Source organism: Streptomyces sp. NPDC056160 (assembly GCF_042268205.1).
GTDB lineage: Bacteria > Actinomycetota > Actinomycetes > Streptomycetales > Streptomycetaceae > Streptomyces.
The window spans coordinates 1-23,417 of sequence record NZ_JBHJUW010000015.1 but is presented as its reverse complement, the minus strand read 5'-3'; the positions used below and the strand labels follow the sequence as shown (position 1 = coordinate 23,417).

The 23,417-nt window shown below is 68.6% G+C and carries 26 protein-coding genes and 2 pseudogenes; 23 read left to right on the top strand and 5 right to left on the bottom strand.

All coding sequences use genetic code 11. The features are described 5' to 3' along the window. Positions 1-64 precede the first annotated feature (64 nt). The 23 genes and pseudogenes from ACFC02_RS08045 (at position 65) to ACFC02_RS07935 (ending at position 17,049) form a co-directional block, all read left to right on the top strand. Entirely contained in the window at positions 65-214 is a 150-nt protein-coding gene (locus ACFC02_RS08045; protein WP_376353810.1) for a hypothetical protein, read from the top strand. Between the two features lie 22 nt (positions 215-236). Next, positions 237-1,199 carry an AAA family ATPase gene (locus ACFC02_RS08040; protein ID WP_376353807.1) on the top strand — a complete coding sequence of 321 codons (963 nt, stop codon included), beginning with the start codon at positions 237-239 and terminating at the stop codon, positions 1,197-1,199. A 146-nt stretch (positions 1,200-1,345) separates the two neighbouring features. Continuing rightward, positions 1,346-1,684: a hypothetical protein gene (locus tag ACFC02_RS08035; RefSeq protein WP_376353804.1), complete on the top strand. Its 339-nt coding sequence runs from the start codon at positions 1,346-1,348 to the stop codon at positions 1,682-1,684. Between the two features lie 117 nt (positions 1,685-1,801). Next, positions 1,802-2,041, top strand: a complete 240-nt coding sequence (locus tag ACFC02_RS08030) for a hypothetical protein (protein ID WP_376353801.1) — start codon at positions 1,802-1,804, stop codon at positions 2,039-2,041. A gap of 91 nt (positions 2,042-2,132) precedes the next feature. Then, positions 2,133-2,837, top strand: coding sequence for a GGDEF domain-containing protein (locus ACFC02_RS08025; RefSeq protein ID WP_376353798.1), 705 nt, complete (start codon positions 2,133-2,135; stop codon positions 2,835-2,837). A 446-nt stretch (positions 2,838-3,283) separates the two neighbouring features. Beyond that, positions 3,284-3,331: pseudogene (locus tag ACFC02_RS08020) on the top strand (hypothetical protein); the annotation flags it as partial. Between the two features lie 44 nt (positions 3,332-3,375). Further along, a complete protein-coding gene (locus tag ACFC02_RS08015; protein ID WP_376353795.1) occupies positions 3,376-4,485 on the top strand; it encodes a hypothetical protein in 1,110 nt (369 codons plus the stop codon). A gap of 111 nt (positions 4,486-4,596) precedes the next feature. Beyond that, positions 4,597-4,998 (top strand): hypothetical protein, encoded by a 402-nt coding sequence (locus ACFC02_RS08010; RefSeq protein WP_376353793.1) that lies wholly within the window; start codon positions 4,597-4,599, stop codon positions 4,996-4,998. Positions 4,999-5,268: 270 nt separating this feature from the next. Next, complete coding sequence (locus ACFC02_RS08005; protein WP_376353790.1) at positions 5,269-5,757, top strand: single-stranded DNA-binding protein; 489 nt, start codon at positions 5,269-5,271, stop codon at positions 5,755-5,757. 912 nt (positions 5,758-6,669) lie between these two features. Next, entirely contained in the window at positions 6,670-7,116 is a 447-nt protein-coding gene (locus tag ACFC02_RS08000) for a hypothetical protein (protein ID WP_376353787.1), read from the top strand. 5 nt (positions 7,117-7,121) lie between these two features. Beyond that, positions 7,122-7,520, top strand: coding sequence for a hypothetical protein (locus tag ACFC02_RS07995; RefSeq protein WP_376353784.1), 399 nt, complete (start codon positions 7,122-7,124; stop codon positions 7,518-7,520). Next, positions 7,517-7,792 carry a DUF3039 domain-containing protein gene (locus tag ACFC02_RS07990; protein ID WP_376353781.1) on the top strand — a complete coding sequence of 92 codons (276 nt, stop codon included), beginning with the start codon at positions 7,517-7,519 and terminating at the stop codon, positions 7,790-7,792. The genes ACFC02_RS07995 and ACFC02_RS07990 overlap by 4 nt, the downstream gene beginning before the upstream one ends. A gap of 4 nt (positions 7,793-7,796) precedes the next feature. Next, positions 7,797-8,051 (top strand): hypothetical protein, encoded by a 255-nt coding sequence (locus ACFC02_RS07985; RefSeq protein WP_376353778.1) that lies wholly within the window; start codon positions 7,797-7,799, stop codon positions 8,049-8,051. A 54-nt stretch (positions 8,052-8,105) separates the two neighbouring features. After that, complete coding sequence (locus ACFC02_RS07980; protein ID WP_376353775.1) at positions 8,106-8,630, top strand: hypothetical protein; 525 nt, start codon at positions 8,106-8,108, stop codon at positions 8,628-8,630. Positions 8,631-8,978: 348 nt separating this feature from the next. Then, positions 8,979-9,599, top strand: a complete 621-nt coding sequence (locus ACFC02_RS07975; protein WP_376353773.1) for a hypothetical protein — start codon at positions 8,979-8,981, stop codon at positions 9,597-9,599. Positions 9,600-9,987: 388 nt separating this feature from the next. Next, a complete protein-coding gene (locus tag ACFC02_RS07970) occupies positions 9,988-10,743 on the top strand; it encodes a hypothetical protein (RefSeq protein ID WP_376353770.1) in 756 nt (251 codons plus the stop codon). A 125-nt stretch (positions 10,744-10,868) separates the two neighbouring features. Further along, a complete protein-coding gene (locus ACFC02_RS07965; RefSeq protein ID WP_376353767.1) occupies positions 10,869-11,834 on the top strand; it encodes a hypothetical protein in 966 nt (321 codons plus the stop codon). A gap of 502 nt (positions 11,835-12,336) precedes the next feature. After that, positions 12,337-12,909: a hypothetical protein gene (locus tag ACFC02_RS07960; RefSeq protein WP_376353764.1), complete on the top strand. Its 573-nt coding sequence runs from the start codon at positions 12,337-12,339 to the stop codon at positions 12,907-12,909. 163 nt (positions 12,910-13,072) lie between these two features. Next, positions 13,073-13,321 carry a hypothetical protein gene (locus ACFC02_RS07955; RefSeq protein ID WP_376353761.1) on the top strand — a complete coding sequence of 83 codons (249 nt, stop codon included), beginning with the start codon at positions 13,073-13,075 and terminating at the stop codon, positions 13,319-13,321. A 51-nt stretch (positions 13,322-13,372) separates the two neighbouring features. Then, on the top strand, positions 13,373-14,551 hold the full coding sequence (locus ACFC02_RS07950) for a hypothetical protein (RefSeq protein WP_376353759.1): 1,179 nt from the start codon (positions 13,373-13,375) through the stop codon (positions 14,549-14,551). Positions 14,552-14,829: 278 nt separating this feature from the next. After that, positions 14,830-16,512, top strand: coding sequence for a hypothetical protein (locus ACFC02_RS07945; protein ID WP_376353756.1), 1,683 nt, complete (start codon positions 14,830-14,832; stop codon positions 16,510-16,512). A 110-nt stretch (positions 16,513-16,622) separates the two neighbouring features. Next, positions 16,623-16,790 (top strand): annotated as a pseudogene (locus ACFC02_RS07940) (hypothetical protein); the annotation flags it as partial. 127 nt (positions 16,791-16,917) lie between these two features. Further along, positions 16,918-17,049, top strand: a complete 132-nt coding sequence (locus ACFC02_RS07935) for a winged helix-turn-helix domain-containing protein (protein WP_376353753.1) — start codon at positions 16,918-16,920, stop codon at positions 17,047-17,049. Between the two features lie 79 nt (positions 17,050-17,128). Here the strand turns inward: ACFC02_RS07935 and ACFC02_RS07930 are convergent, their stop codons facing one another. From ACFC02_RS07930 to ACFC02_RS07910, 5 genes are all read right to left on the bottom strand, one after another. After that, the gene (locus ACFC02_RS07930) at positions 17,129-18,853 is read right to left on the bottom strand and encodes a hypothetical protein (RefSeq protein WP_376353750.1); all 1,725 of its coding nucleotides are present in this window, start codon (positions 18,851-18,853) and stop codon (positions 17,129-17,131) included. A 182-nt stretch (positions 18,854-19,035) separates the two neighbouring features. Beyond that, the gene (locus ACFC02_RS07925) at positions 19,036-19,794 is read right to left on the bottom strand and encodes an N-6 DNA methylase (RefSeq protein ID WP_376353747.1); all 759 of its coding nucleotides are present in this window, start codon (positions 19,792-19,794) and stop codon (positions 19,036-19,038) included. Then, positions 19,791-20,012: a hypothetical protein gene (locus tag ACFC02_RS07920; RefSeq protein WP_376353745.1), complete on the bottom strand. Its 222-nt coding sequence runs from the start codon at positions 20,010-20,012 to the stop codon at positions 19,791-19,793. The genes ACFC02_RS07925 and ACFC02_RS07920 overlap by 4 nt, the downstream gene beginning before the upstream one ends. Next, positions 20,012-21,313 (bottom strand): hypothetical protein, encoded by a 1,302-nt coding sequence (locus tag ACFC02_RS07915; protein ID WP_376353743.1) that lies wholly within the window; start codon positions 21,311-21,313, stop codon positions 20,012-20,014. The genes ACFC02_RS07920 and ACFC02_RS07915 overlap by 1 nt, the downstream gene beginning before the upstream one ends. A gap of 58 nt (positions 21,314-21,371) precedes the next feature. Next, the gene (locus tag ACFC02_RS07910) at positions 21,372-21,878 is read right to left on the bottom strand and encodes a hypothetical protein (RefSeq protein WP_376353740.1); all 507 of its coding nucleotides are present in this window, start codon (positions 21,876-21,878) and stop codon (positions 21,372-21,374) included. Positions 21,879-23,417 lie beyond the last annotated feature (1,539 nt).

Genomic DNA, 23,417 nt, shown 5'->3' with positions numbered 1-23,417 from the left:
CAACCGCGAGCTGCCGAGCGAGGCCATCGAGCGCCTGGAGGACGCCGTCGGCCACGGCCACCAGATGACCGTGCTCCGCGACGACACCGTCCGCGCCACCACAACCGCCGCCGCCCGCGCAGGCGACGGCAGCGGAGACGTCCGTGACGGCCGCTGGCGCAGGAACCCGGCCGTCCCGGTGCCCCACCCCTTCCGCCACCAGAGCGCAATCTGACAGAAGAAGGAGCACCCCCAGCATGCACGAATCCGTACACCAGGCCCCCGCCTACGGCGCCGGTCGGCCGATCGGCCCGCCGCCCCGCGACCCAGCGCTGATCGTCATGATCGGCGCGGCCGGGAGCGGGAAGTCGACCTGGGCGAAAACCTGGCCGTCCACGCAGGTCCTGGAGCTCGACCGCTTCCGTGAGCTGGTCTCGGACGACGCCGGGGACCAGGGCGCCACCGGGGACGCGGTCGCCGCCCTGCACACCGTGCTGGAGGCCCGCCTCGCCCGGAAGCGGACAACCGTGCTCGACGCGACGCACACCGAATTCACCGTGAGGGCACGCCTCGTGCAGGCAGCCCGGCGTCACGGTGTCCCCGCTGTCGCGTTCGTGGTCCCGACGCCGGTCGATGTGTGCGTGCAGCGGCAGGCCGGCCGCAGCCCGGACCGTTCGGTGCCCGAGGACGTCGTACGACGCCAGCACGCCGAAGTCAGCGCAGCAATGCCGCAGTTACTCGACGAGGGGTTCGACGACGTCGTCTACGCCAGCGGCAGCCGCGGTCTGGAACTGCTACTGCGGCGGGCCAGTGACCGGCGCCGCGAGGCGGACCGGGACGGTGACGACTTCGGCGAGACGCTGATCCGCCGCGTCTTCGGCGCGGAGGTGCTGCCGCTGTGGCGCTGGCGCCCGGACCTGACATTCGGCGGCCGCGGCCGCGTCGCCGAGATCCGGCTCGGCCTCGACCGTATGGTCCTCGCCCTGCACACGGGCGTCTTTGACCTGCTGGTTCCATGCCCGTACGACGTGAGCTGCACCGCGCCCGCGTGGCTGCCTGTCCACTCCGTGACCGACCTCCTCGTCGCCTACAAGGCCGCCGGCCCTGACCCGGAGACCTGCTGCACCGTCCACGGCGGCCCCTACGCCGTCGACCAGGCCGACGCCCACGAAGGGAGTGCCGGCCTGAACACTCAGTACGAGGAAGCGGGCCGGGAATGAGCCGGGCGCCGACGGGCCCCACCCGCATCCGCTCACCCCGGCCAGGGCCCGGTCTCGACGCGCATCGCCGCACCGTCCACACCAGCGCCGGTCACTTGCGCCTCCCCATCACGCTTCACCCCGACCACTGAACCAGGAGTCCCCTCATGACCGTTCCGACCTTCCCGCCCACCCCGACCGTGCCGGTGGACGCATCCACGGACAGGTTCACCGCAGTCATCGTCTGCTTCGCCCGGGAACTCGCCGCCCTCATCGGCGAGGAGCCGCCCTACGACCTCGCGCCGACCGACTTCATCGGCCTGGTCGAACGAGTTCGTGACGTCCTCGGCTCGGCGAGTAACGCCGCCTGGCAGGAAGCCAGCGTGGATCTGGACCGCGCCGCCGGCTACCTCACCGACGCGCTGACCGGTACGGCGGGCGACCAGCGCTCGCTGCTGGCCTGGGCACGCACCCATCTGCGCGACGGCATCGCGACGGCCGGCTGACCCTCGCCCCGAGCTGAGCGCACTCTGTGCCGCCCCGACCCCGACCCCGACCCCGCACCCGCCGGGGCCGGGGAGGACGTCCCGATACACGACACCACCAACCCGGCCCGCACGGGCGTGCACGTCTTCACCGGCGTCGTCGACTCCCCCGAAACGGCCCAGCGCCGCGCACACGAGGCGTACGACGAGGCCCTCGCCGCGCACACGGCCGGACGCGAGATCACCAGCGGGCAGCCGGAGCGGTGGACCGCACGCGGACTGCGCCCCGGCTGGGAACTGGAGTGGCCCGCCGCCACGGCCGGCCCATGGCACAACCCCCTCAGCTGGACCCACAGCCGCGGCGACTTCGCGCTGTAGCTGTGCCCCGGGACAGGCGCGCAAGGCGTCCAAACCAGTCGCCTGTCCCGGGCCCACCCAACTCGTACGAGACGAGAGGGAGATCCTCAGTATGGACTATGTCCTGCGTGTTCGGGGCCGGATCAGCTCACGAACACTCCTGATCACCGCCGCCGCCATCCCGCTGACTGGCTGGGCCGTCCACGCGACGGTGCTGCTCAAGCAACTCGCCCGCGCGGACAAGGACCCGCTGACCGGGCTGCTGCGCCGCGACGCCTACACCGTCCGCGCCCGCCGGATCCTTGCCCAGCGTGGCGACGACACGATCGTGATCATGGTCGACGCCGACAGGTTCAAGGAGATCAACGACGGCCTCGGACACGAGGTGGGCGACACCATCCTCGCCGCGATCGGGGCCCGGCTCACCGCATGGGCGGGCCCGCGTGCCGCCGTCGGCAGGCTCGGGGGCGATGAGTTCGCCGTGGTCCTCGAGCTGAAGGCCGACCGCCGCGCGCAGCGCCTGGAGCAGCTGGTCCAGATGCTGCACACGCCGGTCACCCTGGCCGACGGCCGCACCGTCGACGTCGGCGCCTCGGTCGGTGCCGCGGCCCCGACCTCGGTCGGCTCCCTCGACCTGACTGTGCTGCAGAGGGCCGCCGACGCCGCCCTCTACGACGGCAAGCACAGCGGACGCGCCGTCCTCGCCACCACTGGGCACGCCACCGTCCCATCCCTCAACGGCCGTCGCCTCGGCCGCAAGGGCACGGCTGTCTTTGAAGGGCCGCGTGAGCACCCACAGCTTACAAAGGGTGACTGAATCCGGGGTATCACCATCAAGCACCCCGCCCGGCGTGGGCGGGGACTCCGGCACCTATGGCGCCGGGCTCGCCCGGGTGGCGGCTGCGGCCGGTGTCGCCGTGGTGGGCGTGACCGTCCGGACCGCGAGACGCGGCGGCTGAAAACTAAGTCCGACCCGATCGCCGCCCACCCCGCTGCAACGGCCGTGCTGTCCGGCCGGGTCACCGGCACACCGAAGAGCCGGGACGGCGTGGTCGGGGCGGTGAGGGCGCTGTGGACCGCCCGCCGCCACCGGGCCCCGGACGCCGAGATCGGCCCGCTGGTCAAGCAGGCGGCCCCCACGCTGCTGGAGCTGTTCGGCGTTAGCCCCGAGACCGCCGGCCAGCTGCTGAGCTCGGCCGGGGACAACCCCGAACACATGCGGCCGAGAAGGCGTTCGCGCACCTTGCCGATGTCGCTCCGAACCCGGCTACCGCCGGCCGTACTCACCGCCACCGCCTCAACCGCGGCGGTAGCCGGGCCGTGAACAACGCGCTGCACACATCGTGCTGGTCCGGATGCGCTTCGACGAACGCCGCACCAAGGAAGGGCTGTTCAAGAAGAACATCATGCGCTGCCTCAGGCGACTCCTCGCCTGCGAGGTCCACCGCGCGTTGACCAGCACACCGGCCACATCACCCAAAACAACCTCGCTCCAGCTGCTCGGCAGCTGTAGGAGCATTCTGAGAACGGAAAATCCGATGAGCGCCAAGCTGTATGACGGGCTGCGGCTGACCGCGCACGCGCCCGACCTCTTCGAACTGACCCGCGTGATCTCCAAGCGCATGCGCGAGGTCTTCCGCGAGCTGGCTGTGCCCATCATCGCCAGGAACGTCGCCCGCGTCGTCGACGACGCCGAGGTACGCGAACGCGAGATGGGCGGCCCCCTGCACAACTACCTCGTCTACCGGGCCCGGAAGCTCTGGCTCGACGAGCAGGCCGGACTTGATGACCGCATGACGTTCCACGATCCGCTGCGCTTCAGCATCGTCTTCGGCCAGGTCGACGACGACCACGGTACGCGCCGGCTGGCGTATCCCTTCGCCGGGAACCGCGCGTACACCGACGCGCTCATGACTCTCGAAGCCAACGGCCGGCTCCTCTTCGTCGCCTACCCCTACCAGAACCAGGCCGGCCGACCGGCTGAGATCCGTGTCGAGGAGTGGAAGCGCCGCCACGAGGACTGGAACCGTCTGCTCGACTCCGACGACCGCGAGACGGACGGCACCTTCGGGCATCTCCCTGGCTGGCAGCTCCCGGACAGCATCGAGGGCGTCTTCGATGCGGTGCTGCTCGGATACAAGGACGCCACCATCGATCTGAACGCGCACTGCACCATCGAGCACCGCATGCGCCGGGCACTCAACCGGGCGGTGACCCTTGACCTGGACCTCGACGAGGTCAACGGCATCAGCAGAGTGCTGACCCGCAACAGGCGTATCGAGCGTGCGATTGAGCTCTACCTGAGCACTCCCGGCGGAGCAGCGATGCTCCGACCTGAACCATTGCCGGATGCCCGAGACCTCGACATCGCAGTCAGCGAGCTGCCGCCGGTCTATGAGCCTCCAGCTGAAGCCGTTGCCCGGATCAGCGAGCTCTATCGCGAGCAGGTTCCGGTCGGTGACTGATCTGGATCGACGTAGTCGATCCGGAAGTAGATCTGCAGAGGCATCGGCATCCCCCTCGCCCACGGGCGCGATCGCTTCGTGGGTGCGAATCTCACCGCTGTGCCAGACCCCATGAAGCCGGTTGTGCGAAGGCTGATGCATCCGCTGATCGCGCCCGTGTGCGGCCCCAATCCACATCATGAGAAGAGCGAGACCACCATGGCTGAGTCCACGACTACCGTGAAGCACGACGTCACCGTCGACTTCGGCGCCATCAAGCTGACCGGAGCGCTCGTGCACGACGACGAGAACCGTGTGCTGGAACTCGAACTCGACGAGGGTCCTGAGCCCATCTCGATCAGCCTGCAGGGCTACGGTCTCATGCCCGAGCCCGGAAACGTCTTCATCAAGGACTGGTCTGAACACTCGGGCTTGACGGCTCGCCTGGCGCAGGCAGGTCTGGTGACGCCCGTGCACGCACTCACCGTCGGGCCGTACTGCTCGACGGCCTACGAAGTGCAGGTGACGCTGTGACATCACGCCGGGGGTCTGGTCGGGGAAGTGGCTGGTAAGCCAGCGAGAAACACGAGTCTGATCGGCGAAGCCGATTCGGGATTCGGAATGACAAAGCATTCGGTCAGCACAGCTGGTTCGGATGAAGTATTGAGAGAGAAAATCATCTGATCAGCGAAGCTGATCCGGATGGTGGCATGACAGACAACTGAACATCTCAACAACCCACCCAACCGCGCGCGGACGACGATGTCGATCCGGGCGCTGCGCTGTATTCAAGGAGAATCCACCATGTCGAACCCGAACAGCACCGCATCCGTCATCGGCCGCCTGGCGAACGACCCGAAGGTCTTCGAGAACAAGGACGGCTCCAAGAAGGTCATGCTCACCGCCTTCGTCGACCGCGGCTACACCGACCGTCAGGGCAACCGCATCTCCGACGCGCTCCCCTTCGAGGCCTTCGTCCGTGCCGAGACGCAGGGCACCGGGCCGTTCGCCCACGTGCACAAGGGTGACCTGGTGGGCCTCAGCTATGAGCCCCGCCTGAACCGCTACACCAAGAACGGTGCCGAGGTCTTCGAGGTCAAGCTCGAGATCCAGAACATCTCCTTCCTGGAGTCCCGCGCCACCACCCAGGCCCGCCTGGCCGAGCGCGTCACCAAGGCCGAGGCCCAGAACCAGAACCTGCAGGCCCAGGCTCCCGCCCCGGTCGCCGCCGCTGCTGCGCCCGTCGCCGTCGCGCACGCCAGCGCCGTGGACGAGCAGCTGCCGTTCAGCTGAGCCGAGCTACCATCAGTCACAACTGAATACCGAGAACCGAATACAGCGATCCCTGGTGATGGAGCCTGCCCCGCTCCGTCACCGGGGATTTTCGTTTTCGCTGAGCCTCTCATGTCACCACGAAGGGGATCAGCGAACAACATCAATGTCACGTCTGGAGGTCAGTTGTGAGCGCCGTCGCCATCTTGCAGGAGACCCTGCCGTTCGACTTCGCGGCCAACACGCTGCTCTACAGCGAAGAAGACCGCCTGGCCGACCAAGAGCTGTGCACGGCTACCTGAGCCGCTGGACCGGTATATTCGCTCTGGCCGCCAGGCGGCGCAGCCCGTCACCTTCGAGGAATTCCGGGCAGCCGCGCGGCGGTTGGCCCAGTAGGCACGCCACAGACTGCTGCGCGGAGCGGTTCGAATCCGCAGTACGCCGACTGATCCTCGGCGTGCGCCAGTGGGCACACCGTGCAGACCGACCGCGGAACAGGTTCGATTCCTGAGCGCTGCAGCTGATCCCTGCGGCGCGTCCCTGGAGATCTCCGCGGCTCCGGCTTCCCCAGCACCCCGGTGCGCGCTCTGCCTTCAGGCAGCAGCTCCGCCGGAGTGCTGTGTTCTTTCTTCTTCGTGGTCCGCCTTGCTCGTCCCGTGAAGGCAGTGAGCACAAGGGATCAGCGGAGCTGATCCGGATCTGGCGTTGAAGAACATTCTCGTCGCGTCAGGAGCCGAGCCATGAACTGCCCGAACTGCGCCATCGACATGGATTCGAACGCTCACGGCGTCAGCGCCAGTAAGAAGGCCAAGAAGGTCACGCACACGTGCTCCGAGTGCGGCTACAGCGAAACGCGTTGACCAGCGGCTTCTTCGCCCTGCGCCCTGCCCTTCTCCTCCTCTTCTGCTGCGATCTCGAAGGAAACCGGAAACCATGCCGATGACCACGCTCCAGAGCATGCCCGGATTGCCCATCATCCTCATCATCTTCGCTGCCGCCCTCGCGACGGTGGGACTCGCCTTCCTCCTGCCGGACCTGATCCGACGGAAGCCGAAGAACCATGGCGGCAAGACCGAGCAGCGCGTCCGTCCCGCCGTCGGGACCTACGTGCTCCTCGCCGAGCCCAACGGCTACCTCGAATACGAGTTCGGCGCAGTCCCCGGCAGCATCGGCGTCATCGTCCGGCATTCCGTGAACCGCATTGACAAAACCGGGGTGTTCGTCCACTGGCTGACGAGGCCGGACGACCTCGTGCACCAGGATCTCGCCTACCGGGAGGCCGCGTGCATCCACGGCGTGCGCTGCGAACTCGACGAGCTCGCCTTCATCGACCCCATGCCGGCGGCCCACACCAGCACAAGCACTGACCAGGAGCACTGACCATCATGAGTTTCCTCAGCCGCATCGGCTTCATCGAGACCGCAGAGCAGGAGCAGGCCCGGCTGGCCCAGGCCCCCGAGGGCTCGATCAACCACTACCTGTCCACCTTGCCCGTGACCATCGAAGGCTGGCCCAAGGACCTGGTCGTCGAACTGCCCTGGCAGCAGCCGCGCACCGATCAGTCGTACCGCGTCGTCGTGGTGCCGATCGAGTTCCGCAAGGGCCCCCTCCCTGACGGCGTCGAGGAAGAGCCGCTGCCGCGCAAGCGCCACTCCGGCTCCTGGACCTGCGCCGTCGTGTACTCCGAGCACCCGAGCTACCCGGTCGGCGGCTACCGCGTCGTGGTCCCGGCCGCCGAGCTGGCCCGGGGCCGGAAGATCGACCTCGCCGAGCCCGCAGCATGAGCACGACCCTCGACCGCCCCGGCACCAACACGGACACCGACGCCCTCTTCGACTCGATCGTTGAGAAAGAGGAGCGGGTGAAGGACGACGGCACTGGTGACCACGACCGCCTGAGTCACTACGTCAGCAAGGAGGACATCGTCCGCTCCTCCATGACAGGCGAGCCCGTCTTTGCCCTCTGCGGCAAGAAGTGGACCCCGTCGAAGAACCCGGAAAAGTACCCGGTCTGCCCGGAGTGCAGGGAGAACTGGGAGAGCCTCAAGGAGACGTAGCACCATGGCCATAAGCGAAGAGCAGAAGGTCGCCGCCGTCCACCGGCTGAGCGTGATGTCTGAGCAGCACCCCGAGCGGAAGCGCCGCGTGGCGGACGCCCGGCTCGAGCTCGTTGCCGCCATTCTCGCCATGGACGCAGTGGAGGCACGCATCCAGGCCGGGGAGAAGATCTACTCCTTCCAGGAGCAGGCAGCCGTCGAATTGGCGAAGAACGCCCGTGCCCAGGCTCTGGCGGACCTTCTGCGAGGTGAGCACTGAGCCGCACGCGCTTGTCCCCGCAACCACCACCGAACCCCCATAGGTGGCTCCGTCATGCCCGGTTCACTCGAATACACGCCCCGCAGCATCTACATGCTGGAGCCGCACGCTGATCTTGTGACCGCCGAGAACGGATACATTCCGGTCGAGGCCATCGCCGAGCGCCTCTACGGCAAGCCGTACAGCTCGCTGCGCGGATGCCAGCGGGACGACGAGCACATCGGCAATGACAGCGTGAAGCTCTACGAGCTCACCTCCGACGGGGACTACCTGCAGGCACTCGGCGACCTCGACGACGCCCAGATCTACCTCGGCTGGGACTCCCGCACCGGCGAGAACGCCTTCAAGACCGGCATGACGGAGCTGGACTACTGGCTGAGCATCCGCGTCGCCGACGAGAACACACCAGCCACCGTCGAGGCGAACCCGCCGAAGACACAAGATCTTGAGAACGCCGTGTTCGAGGACTGGTTCTTCGCCGATCGCGCCTTCTCGCCGTCGCTGAGGCTGGTCCTCGCCGACCTCATCCGCCGCGGCGCGCTGCCGCGCGGTGACTACCTGTTCCGGCACTGGTGGTGACCAGAGCGAGTCGACAGCTGAAGCTGTGGCCGAGTCCCGGACATCCGTCTTCGACGTCGCCGAGTACACCCTGCAGAAGTGCGCCACGGCCGAGCCCGACCGGTCGGCGATACCGCGATGAAGCTTCAGAAGCTCGTCTACTACTGCCAGGCCTGGCACCTCGCCTGGGGGCAGAGCCCTCTTCCCGGAAGCGACCCAGGCCTGGGCCTCCGGGCCCGTCTGCCCTGCGCTCTACGAGCTGCACCCGGGCCACTTCGAGACCGAGGCCGGCTTCTTCGCCAAGCAGCTGCGCATGCGCAGCGACCTCAGAACCGCCTGAGCACCAGCAGAAAGAGAGAGACCACTAGCATGTACAACATCTCCTTACGCAGGCGCTCGCTCCTTCGCGGTTGGGCGATCGCGATCGCGGCCATCGCCGCCCTGGTCGCGAGCCTGGTGATCTGGGGCAACCAGACGAGAAGCCAGGAAGCCCAGGACCGCGCCGCCATGGCCAACACGAAGATCGTTTACGTCGCGGACCCCGTGCTGAGGCTCGCCCAGCGCGCCGACGGCAGCTACTACACGGCCACGACCGCCTCGGAGGACTCGTCCGACATCAGCTACGACTACACGACGGTCCAGGACCAGGACATCGTCGTACCCGGCACGGTGACCACCCAGGAGCAGAGACCGACGGGTTTCCTCTGGTACCAGAAGACCTTCGCCAACGACATCACGGTCCGGATCATCGATCCGCACGAGGCGAACCGGACGCCGCGGCTGGAGCGGCTGCGCTGCACGGTCGAGCCCATCGATGCCTCGAAGCCGAGCTACATCGGCGACCCGCACAACAGGAGTCGGCTGAAGATCGGGCCCCATCAGGAAGGCACGGACGCAGGAAGCCTGAGTGGACTCTTTTCGAACGGCGGCCAGCAACTGTGCCAGGACCGGATCACGATCCTCGTGCCAGACGGCGGCATCCAGCCGTAGCCGACTGCGGCCCACCTCTGGGCGTCGGCAGGTAAATTCCGCGGAGCCCCCGTTGGCTGAGCATCACGCTCGCCGTGCGGGGGTCTCTCTTTGTCTGCCTGATCAGCGGAGCTGATCCGGTCTGGTCTTCAGGGCATGAGGACCCGTGCACGGCGCGCGGCAAGGCGGCCCGCATCGCGGCGGACGCTGAGCTGCACGAGGGCAACGCCCTTGAGGCTCCGGTCACGCAGCCCCCGTAGCCGTGCCGCCCTGGCAGCCGACGCCGGACTGACCCCAGCGAGCACCGCCGAACGGCGCCCCGCTCTTCTGAGCCTTCCCCACGGGGCGCCGTCGACCCGCGGCGCCCTCACGAGCACGGCACACGCACCAATCCCAAGGAGAACCCCGCATGTCCACACTCATCGCACGCCCCAGCCTCACCAAGGCGCGTCCCGCATATGACGGCTACACCGGCGCCATGCTCCGCGAGGCGCTCGAAGCGCTCGGGATCGTTTACCACGTTGACAAGCCATGGCGCGACCTGCCTATGGAGTACGTGGTGTGCAGCGTGCCGGGGCGCGCTCGGGTGTGGATTTCCTGTGTGGCCGGCCCGTCCGCCCGCACCCTGGAGGGGCGCCGCTTCTCCGATCACTACGACCTGCCCGCGGTCGCATTGTGGGCCGTGGCCGCCACGGTCACCGACGACGAGGGAACCCAGTTTGTCTACAACGGGTTCGGCGACGAGCACAAGCCCACGGCGCCCGCAGGAATCCAAGCCGGGCAGTGTGCTGCCGCGGTCGCCGAACACTTCGGGCTGACGCTGCCGGAGCCGGAGCCGGTCTGTGTGCACTGCGGACGCGGTATCGAGTGGATCGAGGACGACGGGCAAGGCGCCTGGTGCGACTCGTCCCACTGGATCGGGTGCGTGTCCGGCGAAACTCTGCATGCCCCGGAACCGCTGTGCGGCTCGTGCGAAGACTACGGCCTGATCACCCACTATGACCGGTCCACGGACGGGATCACCGGGCACAGCCGGTGCGACAACGCGCCGTGTGTAGCTCGAGCCGAGAAGCGCGCGGCCGAGTACGAGCGCAGGCGCGCTGCCGAAGAGGCCGAGGCCGCCGCGCACGTGTGCGCCGATCACCTCTGCTGCCCTCCGTTCTAGCACCACGACGCCCCCGGATCCGAGCCTTTGGCCGGTCCCTCACCGTTCGAGGCGAGGCGGGGGGCACTGACCGCACGCCGACCGGCGCGCTGAGACCACGGCAGTAACCCGAGAGGAAACCCAGCATGACCACGCAGGCCCGCAGCATCGTCCGGGAGACCGTCAAGCCCGAATACACCCGGTACACACCGACCAACGGCAAGAAGCCTGACGGCGCCGACTTCGGCGTTGACGGCTGGCTGTTCACGCTGCCCGGCGAGACGCTCAACGGGCGCCGGTTCCCACAGAGCACGTATGCCGCCTACCAGGTATCGGAACGCGGGATGCTGTTCTGGCAGGTGCGCGAAGTCGGCGGCGAGCGCAGGCAGGTCGGATCCGACAGCACGACGCGTAAGGGCGCGCTCGCGCTCGCGGTGAACGCGGTTGCCCAGCAACGGGAGAAGGCCGCCGCGCCGGCAACCCGTGACCCGGGCGCCCGTGCGCGCGGTGCCGCGTGGCGCCTGGCCGCCGAGGGCGGCGAGTGTTCCCAGGTGCCGGCCACCATGACCGAGCGGCTAGAGCGGATGCGTGCAGGCCAACTCGCCGCCCTGCCGACCGTCGCGGAAATCCGGATGGCGTACCCGCTCGCCGGTGGGGGCGCCACGCTGCGGCTCAGGACCGCCGAGGGCAGCACGAGCGAGCGCCACATGATCCCGCTCACGGAGCGGGGTGCGGCCGGTCGGGAGAACGACCCCGCCGGTATCTACCTGGACACCATCACCGACGGCGCGAACACGGAAGGACTGTTGATCGCGGCCGGGTGGCACCTGATGCGGCTTGGATTCAACTACGCGCGCGGCGCGGCCTGGGCGCCGTACACCGGCAGAGTGAGCAGCGAGGCGCAGTGGAAGGAGTGGGCGCCGATGCTGCCCGAGGGGCACCGGTGGCCGCACACGGTGCGCGTCGCCATCACGGCGACGGCCGAACACCTCGCCTACATAGACCGCGCGTACGGTCCCGCACCGGAACTGCCGGACCTTCCGGCCGGTGTGAGCGCGCACCCGTCCGGCCCGCGTTCCTGGCAGATCTGCTACGCCAACCGCCGGTTCTGACAGCTCTCCTACTGGCCCCGGATGGGCGGCGACGTGTGGACCCTGTACGCCGATCCGGCCCGTACCAAGTCCCGCCAGGGCCACGAGCCCCGGCGAACTCCTCGCCACCATCCCCGCCGGTGACGCCGAAGCACAGGCCCGCGCGGCGGCCCGCAAGGGCTACTGAGACGGAACCGACACGATGACGGTAACGATCACCGTGGCGCGCGGCCGGCTGGTCCGGCGCCATACGGCCAGTATTCGGCGCGCAGTCAGCGACGCCCGCTTCACCCGCGCCACAGCGGGGGCCGGGGCCGGATCACCGTCGCGCACGGGAGCCCTGCCCGGACGGGCGCCGGGCAGGGCACGCGTCACATGCGCCTGAACCGCGCAGCCCTGGCCCAGCCCCCACCTGACACGCCATGCGGCCCACGGGACACGCACAACGCGAGGCCGGTCCCAACTCCCCAGAAGGCAACCGGCCCGCCATCTCCCATCGAGACAGAGAGACGAGGACAACTCTATGACCGCCCTGCCCACGAGCATCACGGCCGCCCGGAACCTGGCTGACGCGCTGCGCGACGGCCGATGGGACGACGTACCCCGGCTCAACGCGGTGTGGCAGCAGGCCGACCCGGTCGGCCACACCCTGTGGCACGCCGCCGCTTCGGCAGCGGCGGCCGAGACCGGCGGCGACATGCCGAACCCCTGCGAGTTCTGCGTCTCTTGCCGCGAGCGGGGGGCGGACGCCGAACGGTTCGTGCGCGCGAACCTGGCCACGACGACGGCCACGGCGTTCTGGTATCGCATGCAGCTCGAATCCGACCGGCGCCGCCTGGTGACGGCCACCACCCCCGCCGAGCGGCGGCGTGCCGCACGCTGGCTCGCCTTTGCCGCCGACACCGCCGCCCTCTACCTGCAACTACGCGACCAGTACCGCACCACCGAGGCGATCGAGGCGGAGGCCGGCGAGACAGCACGACTGCAGGCCGCACTCGGCTACTGCTGGTGCGGCGAGCAGCCGTGCCCGATACCCAGCCAGCACGCCACGACGCCGCAGACCTGCCACGCGATCAACCAGGGCGCCCACTTTTGACTCGCCCAGACTCTTGAGCCCCGCCGGCAACTCGACACCGGGGCGTCGGGGCCTGCGCACGGACAGAGGAGGGAGAGCACACGGTGAACACGACCACGATGGCCGCGCCGGTCGCGCAGCGGGACCTGGACGGGGCCTCGATCACCTCCTTGCCGAGCACAGCTTGGCCCAGGCCGGCGCCGCCAACCTGGGCATGGGAGTCCTCCACGGCATCGACACCCACGGCTTCAACGGCGTCCTTGTTCGCCTGACCATCCCGCCACTGTGGCTCGGCCTGCGCGCTGACACTGCTTCGCCGTTCCTCGTCCAGATCGCCAGCGAGTTGGACGACCAGTGCCCCGACACCACCACCTGGCAGTTCTGGAACGGCGAGCAGTGGCTGGCGCTCCACGTCCCGGACATAGCGAGCTGAACACCCCGACGAACGTGGCTTACGCATTCCGTTCGGCTCAACAGCGTCCTGATGTACGACCAGGTCGCCGTGCACCTCACGCACGAAGTCGTCGGCATCGGCTCGGCCGCCAGCGGACCGACGGGACCGCCTGTGTGCCACACCCGGCATTCCTGGGTCTCCCGGTCCTACGAGTGGCCGGAATCAACCCACTACAAAGTAAGGACACCGATGGACTCCGTCGACTTCACCCCGAAGGACATCCCCGCCTTGCGCCGGGCCGCGAAGTATCTGCGCTCCACGGAACTGGAGCTGCGGAACACCGCGCACGCCAAGACCCACGACGCCATCCTCATCTCCGCTCTGCGGCTCGACGACAAGGCCGACGAGCTGGGCGGGCAGGCCCCGGACCCGACCGCGAAGGAGACCCGGCGCCCGATCTTCAACCAGCTCGTCGCCCCGGTCGCCGGCGGGCCCGTGTTTCCTGAGAAGGCGAAGGCGCTCCCTGACGCCCACGAGGAAGCGGTCCGGGCCGCCGCCGCGGTGACCGTGCTTCACCTCCAGGGCGCGATGCTCGCCCTGCACCCGAAGACCGCCCGTCCCCGACACGGGTGCTGCGCCGCGCCGAAGGTGTGCAGCGGCCACCTGCCGGAGTGCCGGAGCAGCGAGCACAACCTGGCGTGGCCGTGCCAGTCGCTGCGCGCCGTCGGCATCCGTAGCGACGAGGGCGCCCGGGCCGTGCGCCAGGTCCTGGCTGCCCTCGAGCGCCGGACCAACCCGCACGGCTACCCGAGCCGGAAGAAGACAGACCGCGGCCGCGCCGTGCACGCCACCCGGCAGCTCGACGACGGCATCGGCGACATCGGCGCGTGCGGCATGCACTTCCCGACGGACATGGTGATCAGCCTCCAGGACCCCGGAACCGAGGTCTCGTGCCAGGCATGCGTCAAGGCGCTCGCCCGCAAGGAGGCCCAAGCGGCGGCCGCCGAGGAGAACGCGCACCGCTGCACGCTGCCGCCGAACCGCTTCCTGCCGTGCGGCTGCTGCCCGCACCTGATTTGCGAGGACTGCGAGCACTGCGCCCACAAGTGCCCGTGCGGCACCGGCGGAACCCCCGACCAGCCCGCAGGTGAGTTGTGCCCCAACGGTCAGCCCCGCCCGGAGTGCTCCGAGAGCGACCCATGCGAGTCCTGCTGGCAGGATCAGCAGGATGAGGGCGACGCGATCGAGGCCAGCATGGGCCTGCGGTGATCCTTGCCCCCCACGACGTGCACCGACCGGCAGGGGCGGGCCCGTTCCCCGCTCTTGCCGGACGGGTTCGTTGCGCCGCGCCGGGGGCACCGAGCCGCCAAGAGTCTGCACCGAAGGTCTTTCTGATGCGTGGCCTCGTATCGGCAGGTGATCCCGAAGGGCCTGACAGGGGGACGAACTAGCGAAGAGGGCGTCGGATGAGACGTGGGCAGTGCGCTGCAAAGCAGCGCCGGGGGTCTCACCGCCGAATCCATCACATCGCCCTGGGGGAAACCGTCATGCCCGAGCGCACCGAGCACGCCCTGCTCTACATCAAGTATGTCGACGAGGCCCTCGCGAAGCAGGGTGTCGCCGCAGTCGAAGGCGCGATCTCCGGGATCAGCTTGAGGATCCTGGCGCGGGCTCTACCTGACGGCCGGACGTCCGTCGCCGTCTCGCTCTACAGGCGCGTGCACCGCATGCGCGCCTCGGGCAAGGCATTCCACTACTGGACCTCCGAGAAGCTCACGTCGATGGCCCGCACGAAGAAGGACCTCGTCGTGCTGCGCCACATCGATCGCCGCACCGGCAAATCCATCACTCGCCATGTCTTCTCCGAGACCGTGGTCGAGTCCTGGATCCACCAGTTGTCCGGGACACTGCTGAGCTGGCTGCATAGCAACCCGCAGGCCCGCCGGCTCGAAGGACCGGAGCCTGAAGGAGTCGGCAACGCTGTGGACCAGGCGATCGCCGCGATCCGCGATCACATCGGCGAGCTGCCGGCCTGGAACGCCCGCTTCCCGCTGCTCAAGGACGACTGGCAGGATCGTCGTCCGGCCTCCGCCTACCTGCCCTATCTCGATGCCCACGACCCTGCGCAGGTCGCGAAGAACGTCTTCGGCGTGCGCGCCTACCGCCGACCGCTGGCCCGCGAGGTGGAGCGCCTGGACATCAGCACCCTGAGCTGGTTCGCCCTGTTCCGCGGGCTGGTGCCCGTGGACTGGCTCATCGACGCCATGCGCACCACGAAAACAGCGAACGGCCACAGCCTGACGTGCCAGCCGTCGCTCACCTCCCTGCAGCGGCGACGCATCCGCTCGATCCTGCGCCGGACTCCGCAGCCGGTGCTGCGACGAATCCTCAAGGAGCCCGTCCACCAGGCGTGGCGCACGCTGGCCGATGCGGCCGACTGCACGGCTCACCGTTTGGCCGTCACCCGTGACCTAGACCTCCTTCCGGATATCATCGCCGCCCGCGGGCAGCGCCGAGTCCGCAGCTCCCGTGACCTCGAGCATCTGGTCCGGGGCCTGCCCGCAATCGAGCGCTGGCACGACCCCCGGGGCCGTGCGGCCCAGCGCGTCATACAGTGGGAAATCTACGCCCTTCGCGAGATGAAGCACTACAACCGCGAGATCCGGCTGCTTCCCGAAGGCACGGCCCAGGTCGCTGACTGGGACCTCTGGAAGGACGAGGCGTTCCGCGTGCCGGCGTTGGGTCTGATCGAGAACCGTCGGCGCGAGCTGATGGCTGCCCGCGATCGGGAGCGCTACGAACGCGAGGAGGCCCGCCGCCTCGACCGGATCGCGAGGCACGCCCAGCGCCACCAATGGGCACTGCAGACGGCCGCACTGCTGGATGGCCGGGAAGCAGCTCCCGGTCTGAGCCTCGTCGTCGCCCGAGATGCCGAGACGCTCTCGCGCTGGGGTGCGACGCTCAACAACTGCATCGGCGGGTACGCCGGCGAGCTGGAGCTGGATGTGTTCGCCGCGGTCTGCGAAGCGGACGGCCGCGTGCGTCTGAACCTGCAGATCACGCAGGCGCATGGCGTAGAGCAGATCCTCGGGAAGAACAACCGTGACGCCGTGCGTGAGCTCGGCCAAGCGGCCCAGCAGGTCGTCGACGGGCTGTGCGCCATGAACGTCAGCTTCCACTCGGATGCTCTGGGCATGGACGGGCTGCGACTGCCCCAGAAGACTCACTGACGCCAAATCTTCGCAAGCACCCCGGCCTGGTGCTCCGGCACCAGGCCGGGGTCTTCTTTTGCTACTGAGATTGAACTCGTGGAGTCGTAGGGGCTGACGGCTCGTCGTCAGTGCGGTTTCACCGGGGCGTGCGGTATCCACAAGGGGGCGGGCTGACTGCCGAACGGCAGCAGTTCCGTGAGGGGTTACGGCTCCAGGCGGCCGAGCGGTTCGCCCGGGGCGAGGCGAGTTCGGTGATCGTCAAGGACCTGCGCGTCAGCGTTCGGTCGGTGCAGCGGTGGCGGCAGGCGTGGGAGGAGGACGGGCCGCACGCTCTGCGGTCACAAGGGCCAGCGTCGTTGCCGGGGCTGAGCGAGAAACAGTTCGCCCAGCCGACGCTTCCACCTCACCTACACGGCCCAGGGCGTGCGCAAGCTGCTGGTGCGCAACGGCTGGTCCTGTCAGGTCCCGGCCCGACGCGCCATCGAGCGGGACGACGAGGCGGTCGCCGGATGGGTCAAGGAGGTGTGGCCCTGCGCGGAGGACTCGCGGCGGTGAGTGGAGCCTGGACGGCCAGCCCGAGGTGTCCGGGACTGTCACGCTCAACCGCGGCCGCGCGCCGCACCCTACGTGGCCACTACCGGAGCACGCCCTCGCGCCGGTCCTCCTCCGCCTGCGCGGCATCCGCGAAGGCGGACCCGTACAAAGCCAGCGTCTCTTCACGCCCGGACTCGGCACGGGCGGCGGCATCCTCCATGCGAGCGCACTCGGGCACAAAGTCAGACAGGGCACCCGCCGCGCGGTAGGTCTCCGCAGACTCCTCGTAGTGGGCGGCGTCCCGCTTCGCAGTGTGCACATCTTCGTACGCCTCCTCGCAGGACCGGACGGCCGACCACACGTCCTTCGTGAGCGCATCGTCCTCGCGGACCCGGTCTCCGCACGCCCGCGCCCGCTCCAGGTCACCGGCGGCGAGCACCACCGCCTCGTACACACGGACGCGGGCCGTCGATAGCCGCTCCACCGCCGCCTCCCACACGGCCGCCGCCCGGGCCTCGTCTCGTCCGGCCAGCCCGGCCCGGGCGGCGGCCGACCGGGCCGCGGCCCGCTCGCCGGCATAGTGCGCGTCCCAGTACAGGGCGCACTCGAAGTCCCGAACACCCTTGTACGCCGCCTGAGCGGTCTCGAGCGCCGCCCACTCGGCGGGGGCGTGCTCGGCAACCCGGCTCGGCTCCCCGTAGCTGATGTGCGGGTACTTGGACCACGAGGCCAGGTGCTCGCGGTTGTTGCCGGTACCGAACCCCTGGGGGTTCTTGCGGACGGCGGTCGCCGCCTTCCGCAGACCTTCAGCGCCGCGTCCCTCGATCCGGTCGACCACAGCCAGCGTGAACGCCACGGCGGCAGCGTCGACACGGTCACCGGCGATCAGCGAGGCGGACGTGTAACGCGCCGGGAAGTGGACCGACCGGTCCGAGTCCTTCGACTTCCTCCAGGCGTCGTACTGCGCCACGAACGACCGCGACGGGTCACCCTGCCCGGCGTGGAACACGCCGTTGTAGTCGGTGTAGCCGTCGAACCATGCACACCAGTCGCGCGAGGAGTCCTCGAACATCACGATCAGCCCGGCGTAGTCGCGTGCCGACGGCTCGCGGCCTGCGTCGGCCAGCCGCTTGCGCCACTGGGCCTCCTGGGCGACCAGCTGCTCCTGTGCCTCCTCAATGACCGGAGCGGCGAACGCCTCCCGCTCCCCGCGTGCCGCGGCGTCCGCGATCGCTGCCGCGGCTTCTTTGACGTGCTGGCCGGCCCCCACGATCGCACGCCGCCACGACGCGCACCCTCGTGCGTCGTCGCCGTTGGTCTCGGCCAGCCACGCCCGCGCCGCGTTCACGGCGTCGGTGGCCGACCGCTGTGCCGTCTTGGCTTCCGCGTAGGCGGCGGAGGCGAGTTCGACCGCCCGGGCGCCCGTGGCCGTGGAGCCGTCGAGGGCGTCGAACGTGTTCCGCGCGTCGCGCAGTGCGGCACTGACCTTGGCCACGGCGTCCTCCATCTGCCGGACCCATTCCGCGGCGTCGTGCCCCCACACGGTTCGGCCCGCGGCCTCCTGTTCGCGCGAGGCCAGGCGCACGGCTTTGACGGATTCGCGTACGGACCTGAACCCAGCGGTCGAGGCGGAGGTCACGAACTTGCCCGTTGCCTCGTTCCACGCGCACACGTGCTCGGTCTCTTCCACCCCGGCGCGCACCATGACGAGCCCGGAGATCACTGCGGCGCGCACCCGCAGGCGGCCGGTCCAGCGGCGTTCCGTACGGACGTCCCAGCCCAGTTGCTCGGCTTCGTGCACCAGGGCGCCGGCGTTCTTGGGCATGCCTTCCAGCGCGTCGGCGGCCGCGTCGGCACCGATGGCAGCGGCACATCCGCCGCAGCGCCCAGAGCGGACTTCCCTGCGCTGGCATGCCGGGCACGGCCCAGCCGCCGGCTCCTTCCCGCGCCAAGCCGAAGCTCCGTCTCCTTCGGCGCCAGAAGGATCGGTTCTCCCTTGTGTGGTCATCACCGTTGCACCTCCAGAGCATCAGTCAATTCTTCGGTGGCCTCCTGAGGCGACGCGGTGATCAGCTGCCGTGATCCATTGATCGCCCGGGCCACCCTGAGCTTCCGGCCCCAACCGCCCCGGACATGAGCGAGAGTGGGCCACGCGTCGAACGTCTCCAGCGTGAGGACGTCGCGACGGCGCACCACCGTGGGGATGTGCAGCAGCGTCAGATGGACGTAAATCATGTGCATGGCCTGCGGCGCTATGTCCTCCGCCGTCACATGCAGATGCGTCTGCGGGTTCAAACCGCGCTCGAGCATCGCCTGCGACAGGGCGATCATGAACGCGCCCGCGCCGCAGCTGGGTTCATACACATCGGCGAAGCCATCCCTCTGCACCTGCTCGATCACCGAGTCGATCTGCATCTCAGCCATCAGCCGTGCGACGTCGTAGGGCGTGTAGAACTGGCCGAGCCGCTCGTTTGCGAGCTCCAGCTCCATGTAGAGGTGGCCGAGCACGTCGCAGCATTCGCGCTGCATCTCCATGGTCACCAGGGCCAAGGCCTCAGCGAAGCGGGACAGCTCGGCGCGGTCGTAACGGCCGGCGATCTGGAGGTACTGGGCTTCGCGCACCTCCCAGACCTCACTCCCGCGGACGTCCGCGGCGTTGCGCAGAGCCAGCGCCGCCATCTCGACGAAGTTGTCGAAGACTTCGCTCATCCGCTTCGCGCCGGTGTTCGCCGCCAGCAACTTCACGATCTCGCGGTAGCCGCTCATGCGCCCGACTCAGGGCTGCTCTTGGAGCCGACCGTGAGGACTGCGGTGGAGCCCGGAAGCTCCTCATCCGACCCGAGCAGCTTCCGCAGGGCCCGCTCGCGAAGCAGAACTGACGCCCCATCGCGGATAAATGCGAGCACGATTTCGTCCGACAACTCGATGCGGCAGCTGATCTCTTCGCCCTCGGCCTTCGAAGTTGCATCCAGTGCCTCACACATCAGGCCACCTCCTTACTGCGCTTGCCCGCGGATTTCGCGGCGAGGGCCTGCTGCTCGACGTGGCGCGCCGCGATGTACAGGCCCTCGCGGTTCAGGTGCCGTGAGTAGCTCGAGTCGAGGTAGAGCACGGGCACATCGCCCGCAGCCTTCAGCAGCGCCGGGTGCAGCAGGTGCTTGATCGGGCCCGAGCCGCCGCCGTAGACGTAGACGACCTCGGTCGTCGCACCGGCCTGGGAGAGGACGTCGCCGAAGGAGGAGACGATCTCGTCGACGAGGTAGCTCGCCTCGCCCTCGACGAAGCCGGTGGCGCGCTGGTGACGGTTCTTCACCAGCACCGACGGCTCCGCGTGGAGGAAGTCGGCCAGCTGCTTGCGCGAGGAGAACTGCAGCGTGGAGTCCGACTCGCTCATGCGCTCCATGGCGTTCATCAGCGCGGTGCCGTAGCCCTCGTCGAGGGTGTCGGCCGCCTCGGGGTTGAACCGGCCGTCGGTGAAGACCGGGAAGTTCACGGTGCCCTCGCCGACGTCGACGCCGATGGTGTTCTGCACCGCCACCAGGTCAGACGCCGAGACGCCCTCCACGAGGGACGCGTCACGGGCGCGCAGATCATCGAGCAGGGCCTGTGCGAGCGGCTCGCCCTTGTCGGTGATGGCGAACTGCGCGGAGGCACCCTCGGCCATCACCTGGACGTCGGCGAACTGCAGACGCACCGAGACGGGAGTGCTGAAGTTCTTGATCGTCACCAGGTGCACCGTCGGATCCGCGCTGCCCAGCAGACCGATGAACTCAGCGGCGTAGGCGTGGCGACGCGCGACGAACTCAGAGATGGGCAACGCCAGGCCGGCGCGCACCTGCACGCGCAGCTCGTGATCGGGCAGCGCGCCGTTCTCGCGGACGTAGTCGCGCAGGGCCTTCGCGGCGAAGACACCCAGGACCAGAACCTTGCTCAGCTCCTGATCGGCCTTGGAGTGCTTACCCAACACCTCGAACTCGGTGAACTTCGAGCCACGCACAGACAGCGCTGCGCGGCCGAAGATCCGGCGGTCCGACGCCGCCACCAGGGGAGTGGTGAGCGAGCAGTCGATCTGATTGTAGAAGTCGCCAGCCAGCACAGAGGCCGCATCCGCGTCGGGGAGCGGCACCTTCGGCGAGGTGCGGGAAGTCGAGACGACCGCGCTGGGCAGATCGATCTCGTCGAAAGTCCCATGCTTCGTGTTCTGGATGACGCCCTTGACGTAGCCGTTGCCGACGTCGATGCCGCCGGTAAGAGCAATGGTGGTGTCGTTGCTGTTGGCGCTCATGAATTCGGTCCCTCGGTGTCTGTGTTGTCTGCCTGGAAAATGAAATTCACCGCGTCACTCAGCGCCGAGTACTCGCCATGATTTCGTCGATGGATGCCTGCTTCGGCGGTGCGCTGGGGGCGCTTGCCGCGGGCTCCTCGGCCGTCTCAACCGGTGCGGGAACCGGCTCGGGCTGGGCTACCGGCGCTGGTGCTGTCTTCTCGACGACGGTGTCCGGGGCGACCTCGGCCTCGTCGGCGACTGCGGGCTGTGGCTGAACCGGCATGGCAGCCGGACGGCGCTCAATGACCGTCTCGTCGTCCTCGCGTTGCTCGATGCTCTCCAGCGGCGGCCGGCCGCGACGCGGCAGCTGCTCGACGGGCTTGTAATAGACGTCGACGTATCCGTCGCGCTGAATGGACTCCCGAATGAGCAGTCGCAGCGACTGCGAGATGTTCTCCTGCTGATCGAGCCACTCGATCACCGAGGTGTCGGCGGCGGGCACGGTCCAGCGAACCTTGCGAGGTTCACCCGACTGACTCGCCATTGCTCGCACCTCGCCCTGCCGCTCGCTTCTGTACTTCATCCGGTCGTTCTCCGGATACCTCTCGCTCTGCCATATGGACTCACCGCCTGTCGCACTACCTCTCGAATGCGAATCATGTGGGATCACTCTAGTGTCTCTATTGAGTCCTGTGCAAGTCGTATTCGATACGCAAGAGAGGCGTCAATCGAGTCTCTGTCGAGTACCGGCAGTGACGCCTGCGAGACGCCTCTGCGCCTCCACCTCGGTCGACCGCGCGCAGGCCGCCGAAACCATGCGCTTGCGCCCCACCTGCGACACCATGGGTGCTCACGCTGGACGCCTCCGAGACGCCCGCCGTGCCGGCAGTGATCCAAGAAGGCCGCATTGGAGTACCTACGGCGTTCCGTCTGTGTCTCTTGGGAGACGCCACCCGGCACCCCTGCACAGGCGAGTCCTCAAAGAACACCGGGGGCGACGTCGGAGCGCCACAGTCAGAGCGTGGGCGAGACGCCAGAGGGACACGCACAGGACTCTAAAACGCTCACCGCAACCAGTCGGCGTCTTATCGGCGTCCCTGTCGCGTCTCGGGAGTGTCCCGATGAATCACCTCAGAGACACGTGGGAGAAGCCGTTTCACGACTGCCTCATGGGGCCGGGAGGCATGGCTGCACCCCCTTGTCGAAGCCCGCCGGCGGGCATGGCGAACCAGCCGCGGACAACCGGCGGAGCGAGACCGGAACAGCCGGCGGCGTGCCACCGGAGCAATGCTGTTGCGACGGTCGGTGCAGGGGCGTCATCGGACCGCCGTGGTCACGAGGAGGAGAGCAGAGGGAAAAGGCTGGGAGGGGAGAAGGCGCGGAGGGGAGTAGACCCTGCATGCAGCGAGAGGGCGAGGACCGGCTTGCTTCTGGGGCAAAGGCCCGCGAGGCAGAGGCCTTTGCCCCCAGAAGCAGCGCCTGGAGGAAACTCACAACGGCCCGATGGCGCTGGAACTGTTCGGCTTGCTCGTCTCGATGAGCGGCTGGTCGCGGCAGGTGGGCTCTCTTCTTCTGATGCGTCCACGGGGGAGCGCCCCGGGCTCGCCGCGCAAGCACGAGACGCGAAAAGGAACACAGCCCGGGGCCGGATCGTGCGTCGACAAGGTAGTGCCGAACGCCCGCCTCGGACGTGGTGCATAAAGTGCTGGCACGCTGTCGCGGCAGCACCAGAGCAACGACCGGAGCGAGGTGAACCCACGTCGGTGCAGCCAGCACAACGCGATGGTGGGAGGGCCGGCTGCGCCGCCGCAGTGAGCGATGGAGCAGAGCGTTTATCCACAGCCGGAGCGACGGCGTCGCGAGAGGCCGGATCCGCTGTGCGGCGAGGGCTGTGCCGCCTGCGGCAGCAGGGCGATGAACCGGGGCTGCGCCTCGTCGGGAGCAGACCCGTACCCCCGCCTCGCTCGTGCCTCGCGAGGACGGATCAGCATGGGGGTACGGCCGTATCACGGACGACAAAACAGCAGTGAGAGCGGACAGCGCAAGATCCTTGTAGGCGGACAGATCAGCTCCTTCTCTGCGGACAGCTGATCTCCCTCTCGATGGACCCATTCGTGTCGGT

Excerpts from the sequence above, each read along its gene's own strand:
- ACFC02_RS08045 (WP_376353810.1), top strand. The coding sequence starts at position 65 with ATGACCGTGCTCCGCGACGACACCGTCCGCGCCACCACAACCGCCGCC.
- ACFC02_RS08040 (WP_376353807.1), top strand. The coding sequence starts at position 237 with ATGCACGAATCCGTACACCAGGCCCCCGCCTACGGCGCCGGTCGGCCG.
- ACFC02_RS08035 (WP_376353804.1), top strand. The coding sequence starts at position 1,346 with ATGACCGTTCCGACCTTCCCGCCCACCCCGACCGTGCCGGTGGACGCA.
- ACFC02_RS08025 (WP_376353798.1), top strand. The coding sequence starts at position 2,133 with ATGGACTATGTCCTGCGTGTTCGGGGCCGGATCAGCTCACGAACACTC.
- ACFC02_RS08015 (WP_376353795.1), top strand. The coding sequence starts at position 3,376 with ATGCGCTTCGACGAACGCCGCACCAAGGAAGGGCTGTTCAAGAAGAAC.
- ACFC02_RS08010 (WP_376353793.1), top strand. The coding sequence starts at position 4,597 with ATGAAGCCGGTTGTGCGAAGGCTGATGCATCCGCTGATCGCGCCCGTG.
- ACFC02_RS08005 (WP_376353790.1), top strand. The coding sequence starts at position 5,269 with ATGTCGAACCCGAACAGCACCGCATCCGTCATCGGCCGCCTGGCGAAC.
- ACFC02_RS08000 (WP_376353787.1), top strand. The coding sequence starts at position 6,670 with ATGCCGATGACCACGCTCCAGAGCATGCCCGGATTGCCCATCATCCTC.
- ACFC02_RS07995 (WP_376353784.1), top strand. The coding sequence starts at position 7,122 with ATGAGTTTCCTCAGCCGCATCGGCTTCATCGAGACCGCAGAGCAGGAG.
- ACFC02_RS07990 (WP_376353781.1), top strand. The coding sequence starts at position 7,517 with ATGAGCACGACCCTCGACCGCCCCGGCACCAACACGGACACCGACGCC.
- ACFC02_RS07985 (WP_376353778.1), top strand. The coding sequence starts at position 7,797 with ATGGCCATAAGCGAAGAGCAGAAGGTCGCCGCCGTCCACCGGCTGAGC.
- ACFC02_RS07980 (WP_376353775.1), top strand. The coding sequence starts at position 8,106 with ATGCCCGGTTCACTCGAATACACGCCCCGCAGCATCTACATGCTGGAG.
- ACFC02_RS07975 (WP_376353773.1), top strand. The coding sequence starts at position 8,979 with ATGTACAACATCTCCTTACGCAGGCGCTCGCTCCTTCGCGGTTGGGCG.
- ACFC02_RS07970 (WP_376353770.1), top strand. The coding sequence starts at position 9,988 with ATGTCCACACTCATCGCACGCCCCAGCCTCACCAAGGCGCGTCCCGCA.
- ACFC02_RS07965 (WP_376353767.1), top strand. The coding sequence starts at position 10,869 with ATGACCACGCAGGCCCGCAGCATCGTCCGGGAGACCGTCAAGCCCGAA.
- ACFC02_RS07960 (WP_376353764.1), top strand. The coding sequence starts at position 12,337 with ATGACCGCCCTGCCCACGAGCATCACGGCCGCCCGGAACCTGGCTGAC.
- ACFC02_RS07950 (WP_376353759.1), top strand. The coding sequence starts at position 13,373 with ATGTACGACCAGGTCGCCGTGCACCTCACGCACGAAGTCGTCGGCATC.
- ACFC02_RS07945 (WP_376353756.1), top strand. The coding sequence starts at position 14,830 with ATGCCCGAGCGCACCGAGCACGCCCTGCTCTACATCAAGTATGTCGAC.
- ACFC02_RS07930 (WP_376353750.1), bottom strand. The coding sequence starts at position 18,853 with ATGCCCAAGAACGCCGGCGCCCTGGTGCACGAAGCCGAGCAACTGGGC.
- ACFC02_RS07925 (WP_376353747.1), bottom strand. The coding sequence starts at position 19,794 with ATGAGCGGCTACCGCGAGATCGTGAAGTTGCTGGCGGCGAACACCGGC.
- ACFC02_RS07920 (WP_376353745.1), bottom strand. The coding sequence starts at position 20,012 with ATGTGTGAGGCACTGGATGCAACTTCGAAGGCCGAGGGCGAAGAGATC.
- ACFC02_RS07915 (WP_376353743.1), bottom strand. The coding sequence starts at position 21,313 with ATGAGCGCCAACAGCAACGACACCACCATTGCTCTTACCGGCGGCATC.
- ACFC02_RS07910 (WP_376353740.1), bottom strand. The coding sequence starts at position 21,878 with ATGAAGTACAGAAGCGAGCGGCAGGGCGAGGTGCGAGCAATGGCGAGT.